The 23,042-nt window shown below is 48.2% G+C and carries 22 protein-coding genes and 1 riboswitch; of the genes, 9 read left to right on the top strand and 13 right to left on the bottom strand.

Annotation, left to right across the window (positions count from 1 at the left end):
- Nucleotides 1-15: 15 nt before the first annotated feature.
- Nucleotides 16-780 carry a 2,4-dienoyl-CoA reductase gene (fadH, locus tag KNP88_RS07480; protein ID WP_088836645.1) on the top strand — a complete coding sequence of 255 codons (765 nt, stop codon included), beginning with the start codon at nucleotides 16-18 and terminating at the stop codon, nucleotides 778-780.
- A 125-nt stretch (nucleotides 781-905) separates the two neighbouring features.
- Entirely contained in the window at nucleotides 906-1,619 is a 714-nt protein-coding gene (locus KNP88_RS07475; protein ID WP_214893093.1) for a ZIP family metal transporter, read from the top strand.
- Nucleotides 1,620-1,740: 121 nt separating this feature from the next.
- Here KNP88_RS07475 and KNP88_RS07470 read toward each other — a convergent pair whose 3' ends face one another.
- The 7 genes from KNP88_RS07470 to KNP88_RS07440 form a co-directional block, all read right to left on the bottom strand.
- Entirely contained in the window at nucleotides 1,741-2,340 is a 600-nt protein-coding gene (locus tag KNP88_RS07470; protein WP_214893092.1) for an HD domain-containing protein, read from the bottom strand.
- Entirely contained in the window at nucleotides 2,333-2,869 is a 537-nt protein-coding gene (locus KNP88_RS07465; RefSeq protein ID WP_214893091.1) for a GNAT family N-acetyltransferase, read from the bottom strand. The genes KNP88_RS07470 and KNP88_RS07465 overlap by 8 nt, the downstream gene beginning before the upstream one ends.
- 58 nt (nucleotides 2,870-2,927) lie before the next feature.
- Entirely contained in the window at nucleotides 2,928-3,650 is a 723-nt protein-coding gene (locus tag KNP88_RS07460) for an amino acid ABC transporter ATP-binding protein (RefSeq protein WP_088838454.1), read from the bottom strand.
- A 13-nt stretch (nucleotides 3,651-3,663) separates the two neighbouring features.
- Complete coding sequence (locus tag KNP88_RS07455; RefSeq protein WP_214893150.1) at nucleotides 3,664-4,323, bottom strand: amino acid ABC transporter permease; 660 nt, start codon at nucleotides 4,321-4,323, stop codon at nucleotides 3,664-3,666.
- A gap of 57 nt (nucleotides 4,324-4,380) precedes the next feature.
- Complete coding sequence (locus tag KNP88_RS07450) at nucleotides 4,381-5,154, bottom strand: transporter substrate-binding domain-containing protein (RefSeq protein WP_214893090.1); 774 nt, start codon at nucleotides 5,152-5,154, stop codon at nucleotides 4,381-4,383.
- Nucleotides 5,155-5,946: 792 nt separating this feature from the next.
- Nucleotides 5,947-6,372, bottom strand: a complete 426-nt coding sequence (locus KNP88_RS07445) for a BrxA/BrxB family bacilliredoxin (protein ID WP_214893088.1) — start codon at nucleotides 6,370-6,372, stop codon at nucleotides 5,947-5,949.
- Nucleotides 6,373-6,404: 32 nt separating this feature from the next.
- Nucleotides 6,405-7,589, bottom strand: coding sequence for a class I SAM-dependent methyltransferase (locus KNP88_RS07440; RefSeq protein ID WP_214893086.1), 1,185 nt, complete (start codon nucleotides 7,587-7,589; stop codon nucleotides 6,405-6,407).
- A gap of 98 nt (nucleotides 7,590-7,687) precedes the next feature.
- Here KNP88_RS07440 and KNP88_RS07435 point away from each other — a divergent pair, with 98 nt between their 5' ends.
- Nucleotides 7,688-8,461 (top strand): sporulation protein, encoded by a 774-nt coding sequence (locus KNP88_RS07435; protein WP_214893084.1) that lies wholly within the window; start codon nucleotides 7,688-7,690, stop codon nucleotides 8,459-8,461.
- Nucleotides 8,462-8,618: 157 nt separating this feature from the next.
- Here the strand turns inward: KNP88_RS07435 and tenA are convergent, their stop codons facing one another.
- Complete coding sequence (tenA, locus tag KNP88_RS07430) at nucleotides 8,619-9,320, bottom strand: thiaminase II (protein WP_214893082.1); 702 nt, start codon at nucleotides 9,318-9,320, stop codon at nucleotides 8,619-8,621.
- Nucleotides 9,321-9,394: 74 nt separating this feature from the next.
- A riboswitch (TPP riboswitch) is annotated at nucleotides 9,395-9,500 on the bottom strand.
- A gap of 188 nt (nucleotides 9,501-9,688) precedes the next feature.
- Here tenA and KNP88_RS07425 point away from each other — a divergent pair.
- The 6 genes from KNP88_RS07425 to KNP88_RS07400 all read left to right on the top strand — a co-directional run bounded on the left by KNP88_RS07425 (nucleotide 9,689) and on the right by KNP88_RS07400 (nucleotide 18,546).
- Nucleotides 9,689-10,570 (top strand): DUF1002 domain-containing protein, encoded by an 882-nt coding sequence (locus KNP88_RS07425; protein WP_159172678.1) that lies wholly within the window; start codon nucleotides 9,689-9,691, stop codon nucleotides 10,568-10,570.
- A 281-nt stretch (nucleotides 10,571-10,851) separates the two neighbouring features.
- Nucleotides 10,852-12,714: a ribosomal protection-like ABC-F family protein gene (gene abc-f / locus KNP88_RS07420; protein ID WP_251137159.1), complete on the top strand. Its 1,863-nt coding sequence runs from the start codon at nucleotides 10,852-10,854 to the stop codon at nucleotides 12,712-12,714.
- A 225-nt stretch (nucleotides 12,715-12,939) separates the two neighbouring features.
- Complete coding sequence (locus KNP88_RS07415) at nucleotides 12,940-14,409, top strand: alanine/glycine:cation symporter family protein (RefSeq protein WP_029333096.1); 1,470 nt, start codon at nucleotides 12,940-12,942, stop codon at nucleotides 14,407-14,409.
- Nucleotides 14,410-14,537: 128 nt separating this feature from the next.
- Nucleotides 14,538-15,425, top strand: coding sequence for a diacylglycerol/lipid kinase family protein (locus tag KNP88_RS07410; RefSeq protein ID WP_159172679.1), 888 nt, complete (start codon nucleotides 14,538-14,540; stop codon nucleotides 15,423-15,425).
- A gap of 269 nt (nucleotides 15,426-15,694) precedes the next feature.
- Entirely contained in the window at nucleotides 15,695-16,417 is a 723-nt protein-coding gene (locus KNP88_RS07405) for a M23 family metallopeptidase (protein WP_159172680.1), read from the top strand.
- A gap of 137 nt (nucleotides 16,418-16,554) precedes the next feature.
- Complete coding sequence (locus KNP88_RS07400; RefSeq protein WP_214893080.1) at nucleotides 16,555-18,546, top strand: penicillin-binding transpeptidase domain-containing protein; 1,992 nt, start codon at nucleotides 16,555-16,557, stop codon at nucleotides 18,544-18,546.
- 160 nt (nucleotides 18,547-18,706) lie between these two features.
- Here KNP88_RS07400 and trpA read toward each other — a convergent pair whose 3' ends face one another.
- Genes trpA through trpD form a run of 5 tightly spaced genes read right to left on the bottom strand, consistent with a single transcriptional unit; the run spans nucleotide 18,707 to nucleotide 23,036 of the window.
- Nucleotides 18,707-19,486, bottom strand: coding sequence for a tryptophan synthase subunit alpha (gene trpA / locus KNP88_RS07395; protein ID WP_214893079.1), 780 nt, complete (start codon nucleotides 19,484-19,486; stop codon nucleotides 18,707-18,709).
- Complete coding sequence (trpB, locus tag KNP88_RS07390) at nucleotides 19,486-20,682, bottom strand: tryptophan synthase subunit beta (protein ID WP_214893078.1); 1,197 nt, start codon at nucleotides 20,680-20,682, stop codon at nucleotides 19,486-19,488. The genes trpA and trpB overlap by 1 nt, the downstream gene beginning before the upstream one ends.
- Nucleotides 20,683-20,687: 5 nt before the next feature.
- Entirely contained in the window at nucleotides 20,688-21,257 is a 570-nt protein-coding gene (locus KNP88_RS07385) for a phosphoribosylanthranilate isomerase (RefSeq protein ID WP_214893077.1), read from the bottom strand.
- A complete protein-coding gene (gene trpC, locus KNP88_RS07380) occupies nucleotides 21,244-22,020 on the bottom strand; it encodes an indole-3-glycerol phosphate synthase TrpC (protein WP_214893076.1) in 777 nt (258 codons plus the stop codon). The genes KNP88_RS07385 and trpC overlap by 14 nt, the downstream gene beginning before the upstream one ends.
- Entirely contained in the window at nucleotides 22,017-23,036 is a 1,020-nt protein-coding gene (gene trpD, locus KNP88_RS07375; protein ID WP_214893075.1) for an anthranilate phosphoribosyltransferase, read from the bottom strand. Before trpD ends, trpC begins: the two co-directional genes overlap by 4 nt.
- Between the last annotated feature and the right edge of the window lie 6 nt (nucleotides 23,037-23,042).

Raw genomic sequence — 23,042 nt, 5'->3', positions numbered from 1 at the left:
AAGGGGGAGAAGTTAATGGCACAAACGATCATGGTGACAGGCGGTACGAGCGGTATGGGGAAAGCAATGGCACTCGCCTTAAAAGAAGCCGGCTGGAACGTCGTCGTCACAGGACGTGACTTGGAACGGTTACAACAAACGGATCATGAACTAAAGCAGATTGAGGGGGAGCATCTGACCATTCAAATGGATGTTCGTGATACCGATGCCTGTATCGCGGCCGTCAATCAAGCACGGGAAACGTTCGGTCGCTTAGAGGCACTCGTGAACAATGCAGCGGGAAATTTCATCTGTCCGACGGATGAGCTGTCTCCGAACGGATGGAAGACGGTCATCGACATCGTCCTCAATGGGACATTCAATTGTTCACACGCGCTTGTCAAAGGCTGGCAAGAAGATGACGTCAAAGGTGGACAGATTTTAAACATCGTCGCTTCTTACGCGTGGCAAGCTGGAGCCGGTGTCGCTCCGAGTGCTGCCGCAAAAGCCGGAGTCTTGAATTTGACGCGGACGCTTGCCGTCGAGTGGGGGTATAAGTATCATGCCCGCATCAATGCGATCAGTCCGGGGCCGATCGAACGGACGGGTGGTGCCGATAAACTGGCGATGTCACCGGAACACGCGGAACGAATTCGTCGCAATGTACCACTCGGACGGTTCGGGACACCGGAAGAAATCGCTGGACTCGCCGTCTGGATGGTCTCCGATCAAGCAAGCTACTTAAATGGAGAATGCATCGCACTGGACGGCGGTCACTGGCTGAACAAACAACCGTTCTGACTATCACAATCACCTTCCGAAGCGGGAGGTGATTTTTTCATTTCGTTTCTCCTCCAAAAATTAACTATGTTTATAAATCATTATCGAAAGGAAAAAAGAACAATGGAATAAGGGAGGAATCAGTTATGTGGATGGCTTTAGGTTGGGGCGCACTCGCTGGGGGCGCAGTCGTCATCGGGGCATTGATTGGATTATTTTTACCGATGAAGCAACGGTACATCGGATATGTCATGTCGTTCGGTACGGGGATCTTGATTGGGGCAGCGACGTTCGAGCTACTCGACGAAGCCTTGAATAAATCAACGACGTTCATCGTCGCTATCTCGTTCATCGTCGGTTCTCTCGTCTTTACAGGATTTGATTTTTTTGTTTCTTCGCGAGGTGCGAGTAAACGGAAACGTTCGGGTGGTGGAAACGAAGGCACAGGGACTGCCATCTTTTTCGGAACGATTTTAGATGCGATTCCGGAATCGATCATGATTGGGGCAAGCTTATTGTCGGGGAATGTCAGTGCGGCACTCGTTGCGGCGATTTTCGTCAGCAATATTCCGGAAGGTCTCTCGAGTACGACCGGACTTCAAAAAGACGGATTTTCAAAGAAAAAAATCTTAGTCATGTGGGGTGTCGTCTGGTTGATTTCCGCCCTCGCCTCGCTCGCCGGCTATTCCGTCCTCGCCAGTCTGCCGGATATGCAGTTTGCGATGATCGGCGCCTTCGCAAGCGGTGGCATCATCGCGATGCTCGCTTCGACGATGATGCCGGAGGCGCATGAGGAAGGTGGCACGATCGTCGGACTACTCGCCTCACTCGGTCTCATCACTGCCATCATCCTTAGCTGAAGGTCGGTGATTTTAAAAGAGCTTGACGAATAAGGACCGAGCTAGAAAGCCCACAGGACGGAACTATCGGAACAGAGCGCGCGGACGGATTGAGTCTTGAATCAACTCTTGTGTCCGTTTTTCACAACTCCCATTCCGTCTGAAAACGTTCCAAAAATTCAACCATGAACGCATGCCGTTCCTCTGCGATGCCTTTTGCCGTTTCGGTATTCATCAAGTCCTTTAACAAAAGTAACTTCTCATAAAAATGATTGATTGTGCTCGAAGGACTCGTCCGGTCTCCCGGCTTGCGTGGTCTTAAACCGGGTACATGCATCGGTGCTTGGGTCAATGCTCCATACTGGAAGGTCCGGGCGACCCCGATGGCACCGATCGCATCTAACCGATCCGCGTCCTGGACAATTTTCCCTTCCAGCGTCTCAAGTGGTGGACGGTCCCCCCCTTTAAAAGACATCCCGTCAATGATTTGCAGGATCTGCCGCTGCCGGTCGTCCAAGACTTTTCCTGACAAAAACAGGGCGACGGAAGAAAGCGTTCCCCCAAGTTTCGTGTCAGCGACATCATGCAGGAGTGCCGCCAGTTCAATCGTCAACAAATCCCCGCCTTCCGTCGCAGCAATCTGTAAAGCCATTTTCCGGACCCGTTCGATATGGGCATAGTCATGTCCTGAAAAATCCGTCGCGTGAAAGGCACGGACGAACTGTTCCGTTTCGTTAATCATAAAAATCCTCCCACTCCGTCTGCAACAATCCGTAAAGCAACATGTCATGCCGCTTACCATCCCGCTTTAAAAATTGCCGGTACGTGCCTTCGTGGACGAAGCCGAGTCGTTCGTATAGCGCAATCGCACGCTCATTATAGGCAAAGACCGTCAACTGGATCCGCTCGAGGTTGAGCTCATAAAAGCCGTATCGCAGTAAGAGCTGTAATGCTTTTCGCCCATACCCGTTCCCGGCTTCATTTGGATCGATTCCAATCATCAACCAGGCCGTCCCGTTCGACCATAAGATATCTTCAAGGGAGACGACACCAATCAGACGCTCGGCATCCGTCCGACGAACGGCGAACCGAAACGTCTCATGGGCATCACTCGCAAGCATCCCGTTGATTTTTTCATCTGACAAAAACCGATATGGTGTCGCACTCAAGTTGCGTGCAAACATCGCATCGTCAAGAAAGCCCCGGTAGACTTCCGTATCTGCCGCTTGGAAACGTGTCAGCCGGATGCCTTTCCCCTCTAGTAACTTCACTTCAATCATCCTCCTCAAAAAACGCCACCCCTTTGATGAAAGAGATGGCGGTTATGTGTTATAAGACTTTTTCCAAGAATTTTTTCGCACGATCCGTTTTTGGATGATCAAACAACTCGACCGGCGTTCCTTCTTCCATCAAAATGCCTTCATCGAGGAACAGGACACGGTCGGCGACTTCTTTTGCGAAGCCCATCTCGTGCGTGACGATGACCATCGTCATCCCACTTTCCGCCAGTTGCTTCATGACATCGAGGACTTCATTGACCATTTCCGGGTCGAGTGCTGATGTCGGTTCATCGAACAACATGACGTTCGGCTCCATCGCGAGGGCACGGGCAATCGCAACACGTTGCTTTTGACCACCGGATAGCTGGTTCGGGAAATTATCCCGTTTTTCAGCGAGACCCACGCGTTCAAGTAATACTTCGCCCCGTTTGATTGCGTCCTCTTTTGATAAACCGAGGACATTGATTGGGGCATAAATCAAGTTATCGAGCACTGACTTATGAGGGAACAGGTTAAACTGTTGAAACACCATTCCGATGTTTTGACGCGCTTTCGCGATATTCGCTTTCGGTTTTGTCAATTCGAAGCCGTCGACATTAATCATTCCACCTGTCGGTTGCTCCAAAAGGTTGATACAACGTAAGAACGTCGACTTCCCTGAACCCGACGGTCCGATGACTGCGACAACTTCCCCACGACCGACTGTCGTCGTGATGCCTTTTAATACTTCTAACTTCCCGAACTGTTTGTACAGATCGGTGACTTGAATCATAGGTTCCATCTGATTACCCACTCTTTCTCATAGCTTTTTCGACTTGTTGACCAATCAAGGACAATCCCATGACAAGGACGAAATAGACGAGTCCCGCAAATAACAAGGGTTCGAAGTACAATGCTTTTTCTCCACCGACGACTTGCGCCCGGCGCATGATATCGAGAACACCGACTGTCGAGACGAGGGCCGATTCTTTTGTTAACGTGATCAGTTCATTCATGATGGCTGGTAAAATGTTTTTGAACGCTTGCGGTAAGATGATTGACCGCAATTGTTTCATGTAAGGGATACCGAGTGCATCTGCCGCTTCCCATTGTCCACGATCGACTGCTTGAATTCCTGCCCGGATGATTTCCGAGATGTAAGCACCCGAGTTCAATGAAAAGGCGATGACTGCGGATTGATAGCCTGTCGTGACGTAACCCGTCAGTTGCGGTAAACCGAAGTGAATGATTGCCAGTTGCAAAATCAAGGGTGTTCCACGAAAGACTGCCGTATAGGCATGGCCAATGAACCGAATGAATTTGCTTTTCGTAATTTTAAGTGCTGCCACGATGATTCCGATGAACATCCCTGCGATGGCAGCGACGATCACGACTTGGAACAGAACCGGAATCCCTTGCAGAATATATGGGATTGAATCTTGAATCTTTGTAAAGTCTATCATAATCAAACTCCTAACGTCGCACAAAAGGGATGGGGTTACCCCCACCCCTATGCGCTTCTCTTATTTTGCTTCTTTTTGGAACCATTCTTCTGCAAGTTTGTCGATTTCACCTGAATCGATCATCTTTTTCAATTCTTTGTTGAACTCGTCACGCATCTTGTCACCCTTTTTGAAAGCGGCGGCTGAACCCGTCGGTCCATCTTCTTTAATTTCGTACGTTTTTAACGATGCATCTTGATCCATGTATTTGACCGCTACAGCATCTTCAATGATGAGCGCATCAATCCGGCCGGTATTGAGTTCTTGAATGATTTCCGGAATTTTATTCAACGATACGGCTTCACTGTCTTTATAACGATCTTTTGCAAGTCCTTCTTGAATCGATCCAAGTTGAACGCCGATTTTTTTACCTTTTAGTTCATCTTCCGAACTAATCGCTTCATCTTTTGTCATGACGAGGTTCTTTGATTCGAAATAAACATCTGTGAAATCAGCGTTTTTCTTCCGCTCGTCTGTCGGCGTCATTCCTGCCATGACAAAATCAATCCGACCTGAACTGAGTGCTCCGAGTAAGCTACCGAACTCCATATCTTCAATTTTTAGGTCATAACCGAGATTTTTTGTGACTTCCTTTGCGATTGCGACATCAAATCCAACGATGTCGTCCCCTTTCGCCGTATCGATGTATTCAAACGGGAAGTAATCTGCTGACGTTCCCATCGTCAATACTTTACTGTCATCACTTGAACCGCCTGATGAATCATCTGATGCACCACATGCTGCCATCGTAAGTGCGAGAATGCCTGCCATTGCCGTTGCTACTAATTTTTTCATAAATAAATTCCCCTTCCAACGCTCAATTGTCAGAACTTTAACAATAGTATGACTTATGTTTTTTTCTAATTCAATACTAAATAGCTCTGATCCGATTTATTACTTTTAGGATATACGAATATTTATTCATTGTAAAGTATAATTATCTCGTAATAATGCATAAATTGATTCTTTTTATACAAAACATGAGTAAATAACCACTTTTGAATCCGCTTACATTTTTTATTGCTATCCTCGGATTTTAATCAAGGGTACTTTCTAATTTGAAAAAGGGGATGCTATTGATTCGATTCGTCCTTCTTTTTTCATTGCTCTTTCAATAAGTCGGCCTCTGCTTCAGGTGGACTGCTAAAAAAACATCCCTTTCGCGCACACTCACTTTCACGACATACTAAAAACCGTGTTTCAATTAAGAAACACGGCTCCAGACTGTAGTCAAAGTGTTATTGGGCGATAAAAGCGTTTTTTTCGTTGCTTTCCTCGGGCGAGGCGCAAGCCGTTGCTCCTTAGTCCTCACGGACAACGAGCAGGGTCTTGCCTGCCTCTGAAAGTGCGTTAAAAACGCACTTTTCCCGTAGGAGTCAACGAAATGCGACGCTTTTTAGGTAATATCGTATGGAAAAGCCAGACATGCAAACGGTTTAGAGCGCAAGCCGTCTTGAATCGCTTTAGAACCGCGACAGGAAAGCGCGAACTGATTGCACTTAGATATAGCATATTCACTCTTCATAAGCGTTTGTATACACACGTGAGCCGTGTTTCAATTAAGAAACACGGCTCACGTTGATTCATTTATGCGTAAATTTCAATCAATGACTCTAATTTTTCAACAACTTCTTCTGCAGTAAACGATTCGATGTCGAAACGTTCAACCATCGAAAGAATGTTGCCATCTTGCATCAAAGCGAATGATGGTGATGAAGGTGGATACCCTTCAAAGTACTCGCGTGCCCGGTCCGTTGCTTCACGGTCTTGTCCCGCAAACACCGTTACGAAATGATCCGGCTTCACGCCTTCCATTCGATTGACGTAAGCAGCTGCCGGGCGAGCAATCCCACCTGCACATCCACATACTGAGTTGACAAGGACAAGTGTCAATCCTTCACGCTTCATCGCGTCATCGACGCTTTCAGCTGTCTTTAATTCTTCAAAACCAGCAGCTGCCGCTTCTTTACGTGCTGTCTGGACGACGTCTTCAAAATACATTTGGAAATCCATCGGTCTAATTCCTCCCTTATTCGTTCTCTTCCTTATTGTACGAGTTTAGATGAAATCTGTCCAAGTCTGCCGCTTAATTCTTGCGCCAAATATGGTTTCGCATGTAGTAGATCACGGAAGGCGACGTAACGGTCAATTTTTTCTTCCGACGGCTGACGGTCATTTTTATACGCACGAATCAAGACATTTTTTGGTGTATGCTCTAAATCAATGAACTCAAGCAATTGTGTCTCGTAACCGACGAGCGTCAAGATTTCGGCGCGGATTGAATCTGTCGCGAGCGAAGCGAACTTTTCCTTAATCAACCCGTGCTGCAACATGACGTCGAGTGGTGAACAGTCGAGTTGACGATTGAGTTCTTTTTGACAACACGGAACACTTAAGATGACAGACGCATTCCAATCAACGGCGCGGGCCAGGGCGACATCCGTCGCAACGTCACAGGCATGAAGCGTCACCATCAAGTCAACCTCTGTATCCTCATTGTAGTCATGGACGTCCCCGACACGGAACTCGAGATTCGTATAGTCGAGATCGCGCGCAATCGCTGTACATTCTTCGATGACTTCTTTTTTGAGATCAAGCCCGGTCACTTTCAAGTCAAAACCTTTGACGACACTCAAGTAATGATACAGTGCAAACGTCAAATACGATTTTCCGCATCCAAAATCAAGAATCCGTAACGTCCGATTCGTCGGTAATGCGGAAATACTATCTTCGACGAACTCGAGGAACCGATTGATTTGTTTGAATTTATCATACTTTTGCCGTTTGACTTGCCCGTCTTCCGTCATGACACCAAGCCGGACTAAAAACGGTACGGCGACACCATCTTCAAGAAGATGACTTTTTTTTCGGTTATGCGACAGTTCTGCTTGGAGTGGCGACTGTTTTGTTGTCTTTAATGATACTTTCATTTTCTTTGATAACTGGAACTGGACTTCTTCCGTCTCGAAGCGGAACAAAAATTGACGGAATTCTTCCATTAATGCGTCGAGTCGTCCTAAAAATTCGTCGACTCCCAAATTTTCATGTTTAATTATCCGCTCATATTGAAACTCTAATTGGATTGCATACGTATCTTTCAATAGAATCGGTTTTAGTTTGATTCTTCGAAGATCATTCGACTTTTGGCGCGGACCACTGATCGTTGCATGCACGAGAGCAGAAGCCTCGAGCTTTTGAGTGAGTAATTCTTTTACTTGGTGTAATTCCACTGTAGTCCCGTCCTTTTCTGATTGTTCTTTCGAAACTGTAGCAAATTCCACCCTATTCGACAAGTAAGGTAGCTTCATCATTAAAGGAGGAACGAACGATGTTCAAAAAACTTTTATCACAAATCGGAATCGGTGCCGCCACAGTCGATACACGACTCGACAGCGAGCGCTGTGAGCCAGGCGGACAGATTCACGGAACCGTCCATATTAAAGGCGGCAATGTCGACCAAGAAATCGATCGGATTTATTTAGCGTTTAATACACAATATAAAGAAGAAGTCAGGGACAGCACGACATTTACGACGTTCACACTCGATCGTTTTTCGCTTAACGAAGCCGCCTTTACGATTGAAGCAGGTGTCGAACGCGAAATTCCGTTTACGCTTCAAGTACCATTCAATACGCCGCTCTCGATCAGTCAATCGAAGTCATGGATTGAAACGGGTCTCGATATCGCCCAAGCAGTCGATCCGTCAGACCGGGACGCCATCATCGTCCAAGCCAATGACCTCCAATCTGTTATCTTAGAAGCGATGGAAGAACTTGGCTTCCGACTCAAGAAAGCGGACACGGAAAAACTTCCCGGGCGTTACCGGAAGGATTTACCGATCGCCCAGGAACTCGAGTATTCGGCACGCAATACGTACTTCGCCCATAAACTGGACGAAGTCGAACTCATCATGCTCCAAGACCGGTCCGGCATCGACATCGTCTTGCAAATCGACCGTCGTGCCCACGACTTAGGCTCGCTCTTCAGTGAGATGGCGGGTGCGGATGAGACAATGACGAAGCTATCCTTATCGAACCACGATTTGATGGACCGAAACGCCGTCAAACAACAATTAAACGATTTGATTGAGCGGTACAGCTGATTTCCTTACCAGAATCTTCATCATGCCTGTAATCCACCCACAAAAAAACCTGAGCGATTACCATGACTTTCTTTACGAAAGCTGAAAATTGCTCAGGTTTTGTGCGGTCTGCGGTCTGCCGTCTGATCGCGCTGATCGGCAGCGGCTAAAGCTGTGCTTACCGTTTCGTTACTTTTGCTTGACGCGTAACTCCTGTAAAAACACGATCAAACGTTTCTTCCGTCCAGCCCATTTCCCAGAAGAGTAATTCGTAATAACAGCTTTTGACAAAATGTTGTTTCATCCGTTCTCGTTCTGCTTCAGTCGCTTGCGCCGCCAATGCATCGAGACGGTCGACTTGTTCAAAGACGACCCGTTCGAACCATTCTGAACTGTATGTTGCAATCCACTGCTGATAGATCGGTGACGCAGGTGATTTCGTCAACAGTTGTTGTCCGACCTCATAATAGAGCCAGTAACAGGGTAATATCGCTGCAATCGTCTCACCAAGCGTCCCCTCACTCGCATGATGCATATGCGAGACATAGGCATAAGCAGTCGGTGCCGGTTCGAACGTTGCTAAATCTGCTTCCGTGATAGCAAGCGGTTCGAAAAAAGACTGGTGGAGCGACAGCTCAGCCGCATATGTCGACGTCGCATGTTCCGCAAGCTCTGCAATCGTCGCGAAATCTGTAGCTTTTGAGGCCGCGCGGGCTTGAATTTTTGCGAAATGTTTTAAGTAATACGCATCTTGCATGACATAATGCCGAAATTTTTCGAGCGGTAACGTCCCGTCACCAATGCCAGTGACGAATGGATGGGAAAAGCTGCTGTCCCAATACGTTTTTGCGGCTTGCCGAATTTCTTGACTGAATTTCATCCTAATTCCCCCTTTTGTTGAATCAAAAAACGCCACACCCTACGAACAGGGCATGACGTGAAGAGACAACAAAAGAGATGTTCACGCCACTTCCCTCCGTAAGTCCAAACTTAATCAGGTTCAAAGGGTCCGAACGTCTTCGTCGTCTCAGTCGGCCTACCGACTCCCCTAGTGGTCATTATTTAATTCTTGTTTAATTATACCACTTTTTCAGTCAAATCGTCCGTATTTCAGGAAAAACTTAGTATACTGTATGGGGCAGGAGACGCGTGTTCCGTTCCGCCTCAAGACCGATTCCGTTCAGGAACACGTCACTTACAATAGGATTAGTACCTGATACTATCTACTATACTCGGAGGATTCCTACTATGAATAAAGCAACAAAAATCATGACAACAACGCTGTTAGCGTCAAGCTTACTTCTCCCGACTGCTGCTTCAGCAGAACAAGTCGTCGATAAAACGATCATCACGCTCGGTGAATCGCTCGGTGCAAAAGACAAGGCCTGGGTGCTCGCCCGATTGAATGCGCCGGAAGGCATCACGCCCGTCATCGCCACGGCAGCTGATGAGGAAAAATATTTAGGGAAGAACGTTCCCCAATCGCAACTCGGCGGTAACATGTACTCTTCCGCAAAAATTGAACTCGCTGAAAAAGGCGACGGTCTCTCGGTCGCAACCGAAAACATCACTTGGGTCACAAAGGACATGTATTTGAATGCTCTCGTCACAGCGGGTGTGACGGACGCCGATATCACGATTACTTCTCCTTATAAAGTCACCGGTACGTCTGCTTTGACGGGAATCATGAAAGCATATGATCAAACGTCGGCAGAAACCGGTATTAAATTGACGGATGAACGAAAAGATTTAGCCCAACAAGAACTAGCCGTTACGTCCGATGTCGGAAAAACGGTCGGGACGGACAAAGTCGCCGAACTGATGAATGAAATCAAGGCCGAAATCGCAAAACAAAAACCGGAAACCAAAGTCGATATCGAGAATGTCATCATCCAAGTCATTCAAAATAACAACATCCAATTGTCAGACGCCCAAATGGACCGATTGACGTCATTGTTCAGCCAAATGGAGAAAGCAGACTTGAACTGGGGACAAATTGAGACCGGATTAAAAAGTGCCGGTCAAGATATTCAAGCATTCGCGACCTCGGAAGAAACGAAAGGATTTTTCGCAAAATTGTTTGACGGTCTAAGTAATTTCTTTAAATCGATTTCCGGACTGTTCAAGTAACTGAAAACGGTATCATGTCCAGCTTAACATATGGTAAACTGGCTTTATCGAAACGAAAAGGTGGTGTAGAAGATGGGTTTTGCTGCGTGTAAGCATTGGTTGATGGAACAACTTTATCTGTTGCGCGCGATTTTTCATGGAATGGCGTTCTAAGGGATCAGTCTGCCCTTTTTCTAGAACATCCATCTGAAAAATAAAGCAAAGCGCACATTCTACGGTAAACGGAGAGCGCTATTTGCGTTCTCCGTTTTTTTGATGCGCATGAAAGGAAGTTATTGATCATGATATGCGACATCCAACATCTGACAAAACAATTCGGAGGAGCATCCGTCTTAACCGACGTCTCGCTCTACCTTAAACAAGCTGACCGTATCGGATTGATTGGTCGAAACGGAACCGGAAAAACAACGTTACTGCGCTTAATCGCTCAACTCGATGCACCGGACAGCGGAACCATTTATCTAAAAAAAGGACTTTCCATCGGTTATTTGGCTCAAATCCCACAGTTCGCAGAAGAATTGACCGGCCTCGATGTTCTCTGGACCGCATTTGCCCAGGTCGTCGCCTTACGGACGACGATGCATCAGCTTGAACAACAAATGGCAAATGCCGACCACCTCGACGATGTGCTGAACGATTATACGCGCGTGACCGAACAATTCGAACGACAGGACGGGTACCTACTCGATTCAAAAATCCAACGTATGATTAATGGCCTCCACCTCGATGCCTTGCTGACACGTCCCTTTTCTCAATTGAGTGGTGGCGAACAAACGAAAATCTGCCTTGGCCGGATGCTTTTGACGGAACCGGACTTGTTGATCCTCGACGAGCCAACGAATCACCTCGACCTCGCAGCCATCGAATGGCTCGAACAATTTTTAAACAGTTATCCGGGCGCAGTCCTGATTGTCTCGCATGACCGCGTGTTTCTTGACGCAAGTGTCAATTGGATTGCGGAACTAGAAGATGGTGAATTGACGATCTACCCCGGAAATTATTCGGCGTATACGGTCGCGAAAGAACGCCTGCTCCTCGAACAGTTCCACGCCTACACGGAACAACAAAAGAAAATCAAACAAATGAAGGATGCGATTCGGCGGTTACGCCAGTGGGCAAATGAAGCCTCTCCTCCGAGCGAAAAACTGTTCCGAAAAGCAAAAGCGATGGAACGGGCACTCGAACGAATTGAGCGACTCAAACGACCACTTCTTGAAAAAACGGCGCCTGATATCCAATTTTCGTCGCACGGGCAACTCAGTCAAGTCGTTTACCGCTTGACGGATGTTGAGCTTTCAGTTGCCGACCGCAAGTTGTTTACGTCGCTTGACTTCGAAGCCGCGGCGCGTGACCGGATTGGGATCGTCGGTGCGAACGGGAGTGGGAAAACGACGTTATTACGTGTCTTACTCGGACAACTCGAACCGACGAACGGACATGTTACGCGTGGTCCGTCAAATCGCGTCGGATTTTTATCGCAACACGTTGACATGCCGGGTGAAGAGCGACTGATCGATTACTTCCGCTCACGCATTTCGACAGATGAAGGAACAGCCCGGTCCCTGTTAGCCCGTTTCCTATTTTTCGGTCCCCGTGTCTTCTTACCGATTAGTGCGTTAAGCGGCGGAGAAAAAATGCGTTTGATGCTCGCGATTCTTGTCCATTCGCCGCTTAATGTCCTGATTCTGGACGAACCGACGAATCACCTCGACATTGAATCCCGCGAGGCGCTTGAAGAAGCACTCGAGCACTTTGACGGAACGCTGATTGCCGTATCGCATGACCGTTACTTCTTGAATCGACTTTTTTCGAAAACGTACTGGTTAGATGACACGACGGAAATGTTTTCTGGTCCTTACCACTATGCTACCGAAAAACGACAGGCTCGGACAAACATCGAATCAGTGGAACCCGCGCCTATCGAGCGAGCCACCAAGACGCCAGTAACTGAGGCACGTCCACCTTTAAGTACAGACGAACTCGAACAACAGATTCAACAGCTAGAGGATGAAGTGGCTTTACTCGATGCGTCACTAGCGACGACAGAAGATTACGAAGTCCTTGCGCCATTATTCTCAGCGCGTGAACAGCTCGTCAGTCAAATTGATGTCTTCTATGAAAAATTGTTGGCCGTCGATCACTAATCAAAAGGCGCATCATTTCACCACCGCTCGCTTCATTAAGTGCGGTGGCTTTTTATGTTAAAAATGCTTTGATGACGATCTGTTTTTCTGAATCCAAAAAAATATATTTTAAACATTTTAAAAGAAAGTTTCGAAAAAAAGCTTGCAAGTTGTCTGAAAATTCGTATAATTCAACTTATAGCTATTATCACTTTTCAGCAAAAACACTTTGGGAGGAACTATCACATGGATGCATTTCAACAAGCTGTACAATCAGGCGTCGACTTCGCTAACAACATCTTATGGTCTTATATCTTAATCGCCGCTTTAATCGGAGTCGGGATCTACTTCACCATCAAAACGAAGTTCATCCAATTCCGTTACTTGAAAGAGATGTTCCGTGTCACACTCGATAAAAATGAAAAGACAACAGATGATGAAGGTCAGAGTATTACATCCCTTCAATCATTCTTCATCGGTGCCGCGACTCGAATCGGTACAGGGAACTTGGCCGGTGTTACGATCGCCGTCACACTTGGTGGACCTGGAGCGGTATTCTGGATGTGGATGGTCGCCCTCCTCGGTGGCGCAACTGCCCTTATTGAAAGTACGCTTGCTCAAGTCTATAAAGTACGTGATACAGGCAATAACGCTTACCGCGGTGGTCCTGCGTACTACATCGCAAAAGGATTGAACAACCGCGTCCTCGGAATCATTTTTGCAATCTTAATCGCCGTCACATTTGGTCTTATCTTTAACTCGGTTCAATCGAACACGATTGCCGCTGCTTTTGATAACGCCTTTGGAATCGACAAAATGATCGTCGGTGGTATCTTAGTCGTTCTTACAGGCCTCGTCATCTTCGGTGGTGTACACCGGGTTGCGAAAGTTTCAGCAATCGTCGTGCCAATCATGGCGTCACTCTACTTGATCGCTGCAATCTTCGTTGTCATCACGAACATCACTGAACTTCCAGGGGTTTTCGCAATGATCTTCAAGAGTGCATTCGGGATCGACCAAGCTGTTGGTGGATCTGTCGGTGCTGCGATCTCGCTCGGTGTTAAACGTGGTCTCTTCTCGAATGAAGCCGGTATGGGTTCTGCGCCGAACGCTGCTGCTGCTGCTGAAGTTTCTCACCCAGCAAAACAAGGATTCTTACAAACACTTGGTGTTTTCCTCGACACATTGATCGTCTGTACAGCAACAGCAACAATCATCTTACTCAGTGACAGCTACGCTGCCGGTAATGGTGAAGGTATCGCCATGTTACAAAATGCGCTTTCTGAGCAACTCGGTGCCGTCGCACCAGCCTTTATCGCAATCAGTGTCTTCTTGTTCGCTTTCAGTTCAATTGTCGGTAGCTACTACTACGGTGAAACGAACATTGAATTCATCAAGAAAAGTAAATCAACTGTCTTTGGCTTCCGAATTGCTACGATGGCATTTGTCTTCATCGGATCGCTCCTTAGCCTCGGAATGGTTTGGAGTTTCGCCGACCTCTTCATGGCCGGAATGACATTAATCAACTTAACAGCCATCTCGCTCTTAGGTGGAGTCGCAATCAAAGTCATCAATGACTACCAGAACCAACGTAAGCAAGGTCTTGATCCTGTCTTCTCTGCTAAAGCATTAGGTATCGAAAATACCGAATGTTGGGACGATGAAGAAGAAGCGCGTCCAGCTGCTGGTGAAGCTCCACCTGTCGCACGACGTTAAGCATTCCTTTTCTACTAAAAACCTTGGAGGCGCGTGTAATCGCCTCCAAGGTTTTTTTGCTGCGCTAGGATTATCTTGGTCGTCAGTTGGGAAAATAGGAACAGAGAGTCACTAAGGAGGAATTGAATGTGTCGAAGGCCATGTTAATTATTAACCCGTCATCCGGGAAAGAATTAGGTAAAAAATACGCAGAATTTGCAGAAGGAACACTCGCCCAGCGCTTTGCGACGGTCGATGTCCGGTTCACAGAAAAAGAACTCGACGCAACGGAATTTGCACGGACCGCGTCGCACGAGCATTATGATGCCGTCGTCGCAATGGGCGGTGACGGAACGGTCAATGAAGTCATCACGGGAATCGCAGAACAAGACCACCGTCCGACGCTCGGTATCGTTCCACTCGGGACGGTCAACGATTTAGCACGTGCGCTCCATATTCCGACGGATGCCCGCGACGCAATCAGCGTTCTCGAAGATGCTCCGATTCGCCCATTTGATATCGGTAAGTACGGCTCGCATTACTTCATGAACGTGATCGCTGTCGGTCTGATTGCCGATGCCGTCGAAGAAGTGAGTGTCGAACAGAAAACATCACTCGGATCAGTCGCCTACTTCATCGAAGGCTTAAAAGCTTTTAAAGATCACAGCCCCTATCCACTCATATTAAGAGCAAAGGAAAAGACGTTTGATGGGGAAACACCCTTACTCATCGTCTCGTTGACGAATTCCGTTGGTGGATTCGAGTCGTTCGCTAAAGATGCACGTGTCGATGACGGTTTGTTGCATGTCTTCCTCGTCAAACAATTAGGGTTCTTCGACGCCTTACAAGCGTTACCGAAGCTTTTAACAGGTGACTTATCGAACGCTGATCAAATCGAGTACTTCACGACAACCGAAGTCGAAATCGAGTCCGACGAGACACTTTCGATTAACGCAGATGGAGATACCGCGGGTGAGCTCCCAATCACGGTCCGCGTTTTACCTCAACATTTAAATGTCATCGCTCCTACATCTTAATTGAAACAATACTTGCAACCTCCCGCGTTTTCAAAACAGCGGGAGGTTTCTTACGTTCTTTTAAACCCAATAATGCCCATTACAATATATGTTATAGAGTGATAACTTTGAAACAAAACTGAAATATTTCCCCTTTATTTCCGATGCTATAATCATTCTATCAAGAAAACATTTTCTACCTTAACTACATAGAACCTTCACCTTACAATATTGAAAGACTTAGTTTTACTGACGTCCGTCGCCTTTTCCCAATTAGGAGGAACTCACATATGAAGCGTATGTTAACAACAATGACAATGACAGCACTAATGGTTTCAGGCTTCGCTACGACAGGCATCGAAAAAGTCGAAGCAGCAACTACATATAAAGTAAAAGTAATGGCTGACGGTCTCCGTGTTCGAACGGGTCCTTCGACTGCCTATAAAGCAGTCGGAACCGTCAATAAAGGAAAAACATACAAGTACCTCGGTGTATCCGGATCATGGACGAAAATTTCATACTCAGGTTCTTCCCGTTATGTCGCTTCCAAGTATGTCAAAAAGTATAAAGTCACAACAACGACGGCAACAAAAGCATCGAGTAGCTTTTCGCGACCGACAAGTGGTCCAATCACACAAGGATACGGTGCAGCGAGCGGCGTTTACGGTTATACGTTCCATAACGGAATCGATATCGGCGCTGCAACAGGAACTCCCGTCTATGCTTCTGCTGCCGGTAAAGTCATCACGTCTCGTAATTACGGTGCTTATGGCAATTACGTTATGATGACGCACACAATCAATGGACTTGCTTACACGACGGTCTACGCTCACTTGAACAGTCGCTCGGTATATGCCGGTCAAACGATTGCAAAAGGAGCAAAAATCGGGACGGTCGGTGCAACCGGAAATGCCTTCGGCGCCCACCTTCACTTTGAACTACACCGTGGTTCATACGTCTACAGTGCGTCATCTGCTGCAAGCAGTATCAATCCATTAAACTACTTCAATTAACTCAATCACCACTGACTTAAATTCGTCAGTGGTTTTTTTGTGCCTTACGTTTCTCGTGCGTCAAGGATGTCTTAGATGAAAGTTAGACAAAACAATGGTACGGTGATTAAATAAATGCTTTTAAGGAGGGATTCACCTTGAAATCACGCTCACTTTTGTTTGCCGCAACAAGTGCTGCGAGCATCGGAATTCTTGTCGGGTGTCAAGATCAGCCGACAGCAGAAGAACGACTCGCTTCCTATTCAAAGCTTTGGGAAAAACAAGACTATGACAAGATGTATGCCGATTATGTCAGTCAAACGACACAAAAAGAGTACGGTGAAAGTCAGTTCATCGAACGAACGAAAAAATTGAACGATACGCTTGAAATCAAAAATATTTCCATTACTCCGGGAAAAGCACCCGACACAGATGATGAGAAGAAACAACTATTGCCTGTCACCGTCAAATTCGATACGGTCGCAGGACCTGTATCGTTCAAGAAAGAGGTCCCGCTCGTCTACGAGACAAACAAAGATACAGACAATTGGTACGTCGACTGGGATCCTTCCTTCCTGTTCGAAGACTTTGAACAAGCGGATCAAATCAAATTGAACACGCTTACCGCAAAACGCGGTGATTTAATTGACCGGAATGAAAAACCACTCGCGACGACCGGTCAAGGCTTTGAAGTCGGTGTGACAGCTGGCCAGCTGGATGACACGACCAAAAAGAAAGTCGCTTCTCTCCTCGACCGGTCGACGGCTTCGATTGACGACGCCCTATCGGCATCTTGGGTCAAGGACGGTCAGTTCGTTCCGTTAAAAACATTTGATCCGTCTGACGAAGCAACCGTTAAGCGCTTGACGGCACTTAAAGGGGTCAGCGCCAAGGAAACAGAAGTGCGGACTTACCCATACGGTGAAGCGACGTCCCACTTAATCGGCTATGTTGGATCGGCGACCGCTGAAGACGTCGAACAATCGAACAATAAAATCCAAGCTGGTGAACAGGTTGGTAAACGCGGACTTGAACAGGTTTTCGATGATGAACTTCGCGGCCAGTCCGGAACGAGCATCGAAATCGTGAAGTCGAACCAGGACGAACCGGTAACCGTCGCCGAGACGAAGGTCAAAGACGGGAAAGACATTACGCTGACGATCGATGGTGCGCTCCAACAATCGACGTACGAGACGATGAACGGTGAACCGGGTGTCGCAACTGCAATCGATCCAAGAACCGGTGAAACACGGACCCTCGTCAGCTCACCCGGTTTTGATCCAAGTGAGTTCACACTCGGCATCTCGCAAGACCGACTCGATACATTGACGAATGATCAAGATCAACCGTTACTCAATCGCTTCACGAGTGCCTTTGCACCCGGATCCACACAAAAGCCGTTGACGGCTTCCATCGGTCTAAACGCCGGGAAGTTAAATCCCGATAAAGCCTATTCGATTGACGGCTTAAAGTGGAAAAAAGACGGTTTCAACGTCACCCGCATCCACGAGACACCTGACCCTGTCGATTTACACAATGCGTTAGTCTACTCGGATAATATTTATTTCGCGCAATCAACGCTCGAAATCGGAGCCGACACCTTTACGAATGGACTGGAGGCACTCGGTTACGGTGAAAAAATTCCGTTCGCCTATCCGATGCGGGCTTCACAGATTTCAAACGACGGGACCATTTCATCCGACGGTCAATTAATGGATACATCGTACGGACAAGGTCAGATGTTGACGAACATCGTCCACCTCGCTTCGATGTACGAAATCTTTTTGACGGACGGAATCATCTATCAGCCGACGTTACGGGCGGATGAAAAAACGAAACAGATCTGGAAACAGGATTTAATCTCTAAGAACGACGCCTCGATGATCCGGAAAGACTTGTATGATGTCGTCCATGCCGGATATGACTTACCTGCCGACATACAGGAAGTCGCCGTTGCCGGTAAGACAGGTACAGCTGAACTCAAGCAGGCGGGAGAAACGAAGGGGAAGGAAAATGGCTTTTTCGTCGGTTATGACAACGATGACCCGACGTTACTCGTCGCGATGATGATTGAATCGGTCGAGCAGGAAGACCGGGGCAGCCCCTATGTCTCCGGTCTCGTCGCCGAAGTCTTGAAAGAGGCCAAGTAAGACGATTGGTCAAGGGTGCGATTTCAGCTGATGTTTGCTGCAGGGTCGCCCGTCACCGCTTTTTACGAAGAAACGTAAAATGGCCGATGATTCCGTAAAAAGTGGAATCATCGGCCATTTGATTGATGTGGGTCTGACGGATGAGTCAGATCTTTTTTAGTCAGACGTGAAGATCGGGTAACCGGGCTGCCATCAATTGCTCAATCGCCGATCTATCTTCTTGTTGTAACAATTCAACGATTTTACTACCGACGATGACACCTGCGACCGAAGCGCCTAACTGTTTGACGTGTGCCGGCGTACTGATTCCAAAGCCGGCGAGGACCGGAACGGGACTTAGTTCCGCGACATTTGCGAGATGGGCTTCGAGCGACTCACCGAACGTCGTCTGTCCCCCTGTCGTCCCATTGACCGTGACAGCGTAAAGGAAGCCTTCACTTTGATTCGCGATTTTTTGAATCCGTTCGATCGGACTCGTCAATGAAACAAGTTGGACGAGGGCGATGTCTTGTTTATCATGCTTCGCAAAAAACTGCGCACTCTGTTCGAGTGGTAAGTCCGGAATGATTAAGCCGTCGACACCGACTTCGTGACATGTCGCAAGAAATACATCGATGCCGAAGCGGAAAATCGGATTCAAGTAGGTCATGACGACGATCGGGACCGTCGTTTCTTGACGTGCGACCCGAATCGCTTCGAGGACGTCGTGTAAGCTGACTTCGTGTGCCAGCGCCCGAAGACCGGCTTCTTGAATGACCGGACCGTCGGCGACAGGGTCCGAGAACGGGACACCGACTTCGATTGCGGTCGCCCCACTCCGTTCGAGAAATGACAAAATGTCCGGCAGACGGTCGATTCCGCCGTCGCCTCCCATGACATACGGAATAAATGCTTTTTCACCACGGTCATTGACTGTTCGGATTGCTTGTTCTAATCGCATCACGCTTCCCCCTTTAAGGCCGATCTGACCGTCATGACATCTTTATCACCGCGGCCGGATAAACAGATGACGAGAATCTCGTCTTCCGACATGTCTTTCGCAAGCTTCGTCGCATGGGCGACGGCATGTGCCGTTTCGAGCGCCGGAATGATGCCTTCTTTTTGGCATAACAACTGGAGCGCATCGAGTGCTTCTTGATCCGTGACGGCTTCATACTGGACACGGCCGATGTCTTTTAAGAGACTATGTTCCGGTCCAACGCCTGGATAATCGAGCCCTGCTGAAATCGAATGGGCTTCCGTGACTTGACCGTGTGCATCCTGTAGCAAGTACATCATTGACCCGTGTAAGACACCGACTTCCCCTTTCGTCATCGTCGCTGCGTGTTTGCCTGTCTCAATCCCGTCTCCTGCTGCTTCAATTCCGTACAGCGCAACCGTTTCATCATCGATGAACGGATGGAACATACCAATCGCGTTACTCCCGCCACCGACACAAGCGACGATTGCGTCCGGCAACACACCCTCTTTTTCAAGGATTTGCGCCCGTGTCTCTTTCCCGATGACGGATTGGAAGTCACGGACAAGTTCCGGGAACGGATGTGGCCCGAGAACCGATCCCATCAAATAGTGTGTATCCTCAACATGTTTGACCCAGTAACGTAACGCTTCATTAACGGCATCCTTCAGGGTCCGACTGCCCTGTGTGACCGGGATGACCTTCGCCCCAAGCAGTTCCATCCGGAAGACGTTCAATTCTTGACGCCGGACATCCTCTTCCCCCATGAAGATGACACATTCTAAATCAAGTAAGGCACAGACGGTCGCCGTCGCAACACCGTGTTGTCCGGCACCGGTCTCGGCGACGATTTTCCGTTTCCCCATCCGCTCTGCGAGTAGAGCTTGTCCAATCGTATTATTGATTTTATGAGCGCCCGTATGGTTCAGGTCTTCCCGTTTCAAGTAAATCTTTGCGCCACCGATTTCCCGCGTCAAGTGTTCCGCGAAGTAGAGTGGCGTCTCACGCCCGACGTAATTTTTTAAGAGATCGTTCATCCGTTCATAAAACGCCGGATCCTCTTTGACTTCGGCATAGGCCTGTTCCAGTTCAAGGACGGCTTGCATCAATGTTTCCGGAATGTAGCGCCCACCATAAACCCCATACTGACCAAGTGCATCTGGTTGTGAATAACCCATCGTGCTCATCTCCCCTTTACGGCATGTGCGAATGCCAGCATTTTTTGTTGATCTTTTTGAAACTCCGTTTCGATTCCGCTCGAGACATCAACTGCGAACGGTTGATAGCGCGCGATCGCTGCTGCGACGTTCGATGGTGTCAAACCACCTGCGACGAACATCGGTCGTGTACTTGTTAAATCCGTCGACCAATCGAACGGTTGTCCGCTTCCAGCTTGTGGCGCGTCATAGAGAATGTAATCAGCCTCCGTATCGATTGAAGTGGCGCCCGCGACGAGTGCCTGAATGATCGGAACTTTCGTTTGTGTACGAATCGCTTCGTCCACCATACCGTGAATTTGAATCAAATCCAGTCCCACCGTTTCAATCGCCGCTTCGACTTCTTGTAAGGTCGGCGAGACGAACACACCGACGACTTGGACCGTTGCCGGAACCAATTGCCGCAATTCGGCGGCCTCTTCAAGCGTGACCTGACGTTTACTCGGCGCGAACACGAAACCGATGTAGTCGGCGAGTCGGCTCGCGACCACCACATCATCGGCGCGCCGTAACCCGCAAAATTTAATGCGTGTCATAGACCGGTCCGTTGACTGCTTGGATGAAGGCGGCGGGATCCACTGCGCGCATCAGCGTTTCACCGACTAAAATGCCGTCTGCCCCGTCCTGATGAAGCTGACGTGCCTGCTCGACCGTCTGAATCCCGCTTTCACTGATATACCGGACACCCGGACGCTTCGCCTGCAACAGCCGTGTCGATGTCGCTAAGTCGACAGCGAACTTTTTTAAGTTCCGGTTGTTGATGCCGATGATCCGTGCACCGAGCTGTTCTGCTTGCTTCAGTTCCGCTTCATCATGGACTTCCACCAAAACTTCGAGACCGTTTGCGTAGGCATAGTGATACAAGTCTTCCAGTGTCGCTTCGTCAAGTGCCGCGACGATCAATAGGATTAAGCTCGCTCCATGCGCTTTCGCAAGGTCGATTTGAATCCGGTCAATCATAAAATCTTTACAGAGGATGGGCACATCGACCGCATTTGCGACCGCCTCAAGATCCGCCATGCTTCCTTTGAAATACGTCGTATCCGTCAAAACCGAGATGACCGTTGCCCCGCTTGCTGCATACCGTTTTGCTTGAGCGACAGGGTCGACGTCGAGCGAGATGTCGCCTTTTGAAGGAGATGCCCGTTTAATTTCCGCGATGACCGACAAGTCGTCTTGGCCGAGTCGTTCGTGAATCGAACGGTGTAACGGTGACCGTTCAATTTGCTTGACTCCCGACACCTTGAGTTCAGCTATTTCACGTTTTTTCGTTTCAATGATGCGGTCTAAAATATTCATCCGATTGCCTCCTGTCGTTTCGTCTGTTGCAATTGTCGCAGTTTTTCTCGTGCTTGTCCGGAATCGATACTGACGATCGCACAATCGATTCCTTCCCGAATCGTTTTGACCCGTCCTTCCGCGAACAGGGCGATGCCGGCGTTGAGTAAGACCGTATCCCGGTAGGGTCCCGCTTCCCCGTCAAGGACACGTAGTAAGATGTCGGCATTTTCTTGTGCCGCCCCGCCACGGATTGCTTCGAGTGGGGCGACGGTCAATCCGACTTCTTCCGGGTGAAGACTGAAGCGAATCAGTTCTCCGTCGTCGAGTAACACAAGTTGGTTCGTTCCGGCGAGAGACGCTTCATCCATTCCATTCGCTCCGTGTAAGACGATTGCCCGTTTGCGTCCGAGACGGTGTAACGTCAACGCCATCGTCTCGAGTAAATCTTCCCGGTAAATCCCGAGCAATTGTGTTTTTAAAGAGACCGGGTTCGTTAACGGACCAATCAAGTTGAAGATCGTCGGGATCCGTAAATCGCTCCGGACCTTCATGATTTGTTTGACACGCGGGTGCATCCGCTGAGCGAATAAGAACGCAATCCCGTTTTCTTCGAGTCGGTTTGCGAGTTGCTCGGGTGTTTCATCCAGTTTAACACCTAATGCCTCGAGGACATCGGCACTGCCCGTTTTACTCGAGATACTCCGGTTACCGTGCTTGGCGACTTTCGAGCCTGCACCTGCGAGAACGAAGGCGGCTGTCGTACTGATGTTGAATGACTGTGAGCCATCGCCACCCGTCCCACAGTTGTCGATGAAGTCCGTTCCTGTGACGGGAATGTCGAGTGCGACTTCTCGCATGATGGAGGCGAGTCCCGCCAGTTCATCCGCTGTTTCGCCTTTTGCTTTTAAGGCGACGAGGAAGGCCGCGATTTCGCTATCGGTCACGTTCGGTTCAAACAGTTGTCGTGCTGCTTGTTGCATCTCTTCGTATCGTAAATGCTTCGCAGCTGCTAGTTTCGTTAATATCTCTTTCATGTCTTG

This window comes from Exiguobacterium sp. H66, assembly GCF_018618705.1.
Taxonomy (GTDB): Bacteria; Bacillota; Bacilli; order Exiguobacteriales; family Exiguobacteriaceae; genus Exiguobacterium_A; species Exiguobacterium_A oxidotolerans.
Note: the sequence above shows the minus strand (reverse complement) of the source record. Positions and strands in the feature narration are given on the sequence as shown.

Excerpts from the sequence above, each read along its gene's own strand:
- fadH (WP_088836645.1), top strand. The coding sequence starts at position 16 with ATGGCACAAACGATCATGGTGACAGGCGGTACGAGCGGTATGGGGAAA.
- KNP88_RS07475 (WP_214893093.1), top strand. The coding sequence starts at position 906 with ATGTGGATGGCTTTAGGTTGGGGCGCACTCGCTGGGGGCGCAGTCGTC.
- KNP88_RS07470 (WP_214893092.1), bottom strand. The coding sequence starts at position 2,340 with ATGATTAACGAAACGGAACAGTTCGTCCGTGCCTTTCACGCGACGGAT.
- KNP88_RS07460 (WP_088838454.1), bottom strand. The coding sequence starts at position 3,650 with ATGATTCAAGTCACCGATCTGTACAAACAGTTCGGGAAGTTAGAAGTA.
- KNP88_RS07450 (WP_214893090.1), bottom strand. The coding sequence starts at position 5,154 with ATGAAAAAATTAGTAGCAACGGCAATGGCAGGCATTCTCGCACTTACG.
- KNP88_RS07445 (WP_214893088.1), bottom strand. The coding sequence starts at position 6,372 with ATGGATTTCCAAATGTATTTTGAAGACGTCGTCCAGACAGCACGTAAA.
- KNP88_RS07435 (WP_214893084.1), top strand. The coding sequence starts at position 7,688 with ATGTTCAAAAAACTTTTATCACAAATCGGAATCGGTGCCGCCACAGTC.
- tenA (WP_214893082.1), bottom strand. The coding sequence starts at position 9,320 with ATGAAATTCAGTCAAGAAATTCGGCAAGCCGCAAAAACGTATTGGGAC.
- KNP88_RS07425 (WP_159172678.1), top strand. The coding sequence starts at position 9,689 with ATGAATAAAGCAACAAAAATCATGACAACAACGCTGTTAGCGTCAAGC.
- abc-f (WP_251137159.1), top strand. The coding sequence starts at position 10,852 with ATGATATGCGACATCCAACATCTGACAAAACAATTCGGAGGAGCATCC.
- KNP88_RS07415 (WP_029333096.1), top strand. The coding sequence starts at position 12,940 with ATGGATGCATTTCAACAAGCTGTACAATCAGGCGTCGACTTCGCTAAC.
- KNP88_RS07405 (WP_159172680.1), top strand. The coding sequence starts at position 15,695 with ATGAAGCGTATGTTAACAACAATGACAATGACAGCACTAATGGTTTCA.
- trpA (WP_214893079.1), bottom strand. The coding sequence starts at position 19,486 with ATGCGATTAGAACAAGCAATCCGAACAGTCAATGACCGTGGTGAAAAA.
- trpB (WP_214893078.1), bottom strand. The coding sequence starts at position 20,682 with ATGGGTTATTCACAACCAGATGCACTTGGTCAGTATGGGGTTTATGGT.
- KNP88_RS07385 (WP_214893077.1), bottom strand. The coding sequence starts at position 21,257 with ATGACACGCATTAAATTTTGCGGGTTACGGCGCGCCGATGATGTGGTG.
- trpC (WP_214893076.1), bottom strand. The coding sequence starts at position 22,020 with ATGAATATTTTAGACCGCATCATTGAAACGAAAAAACGTGAAATAGCT.
- trpD (WP_214893075.1), bottom strand. The coding sequence starts at position 23,036 with ATGAAAGAGATATTAACGAAACTAGCAGCTGCGAAGCATTTACGATAC.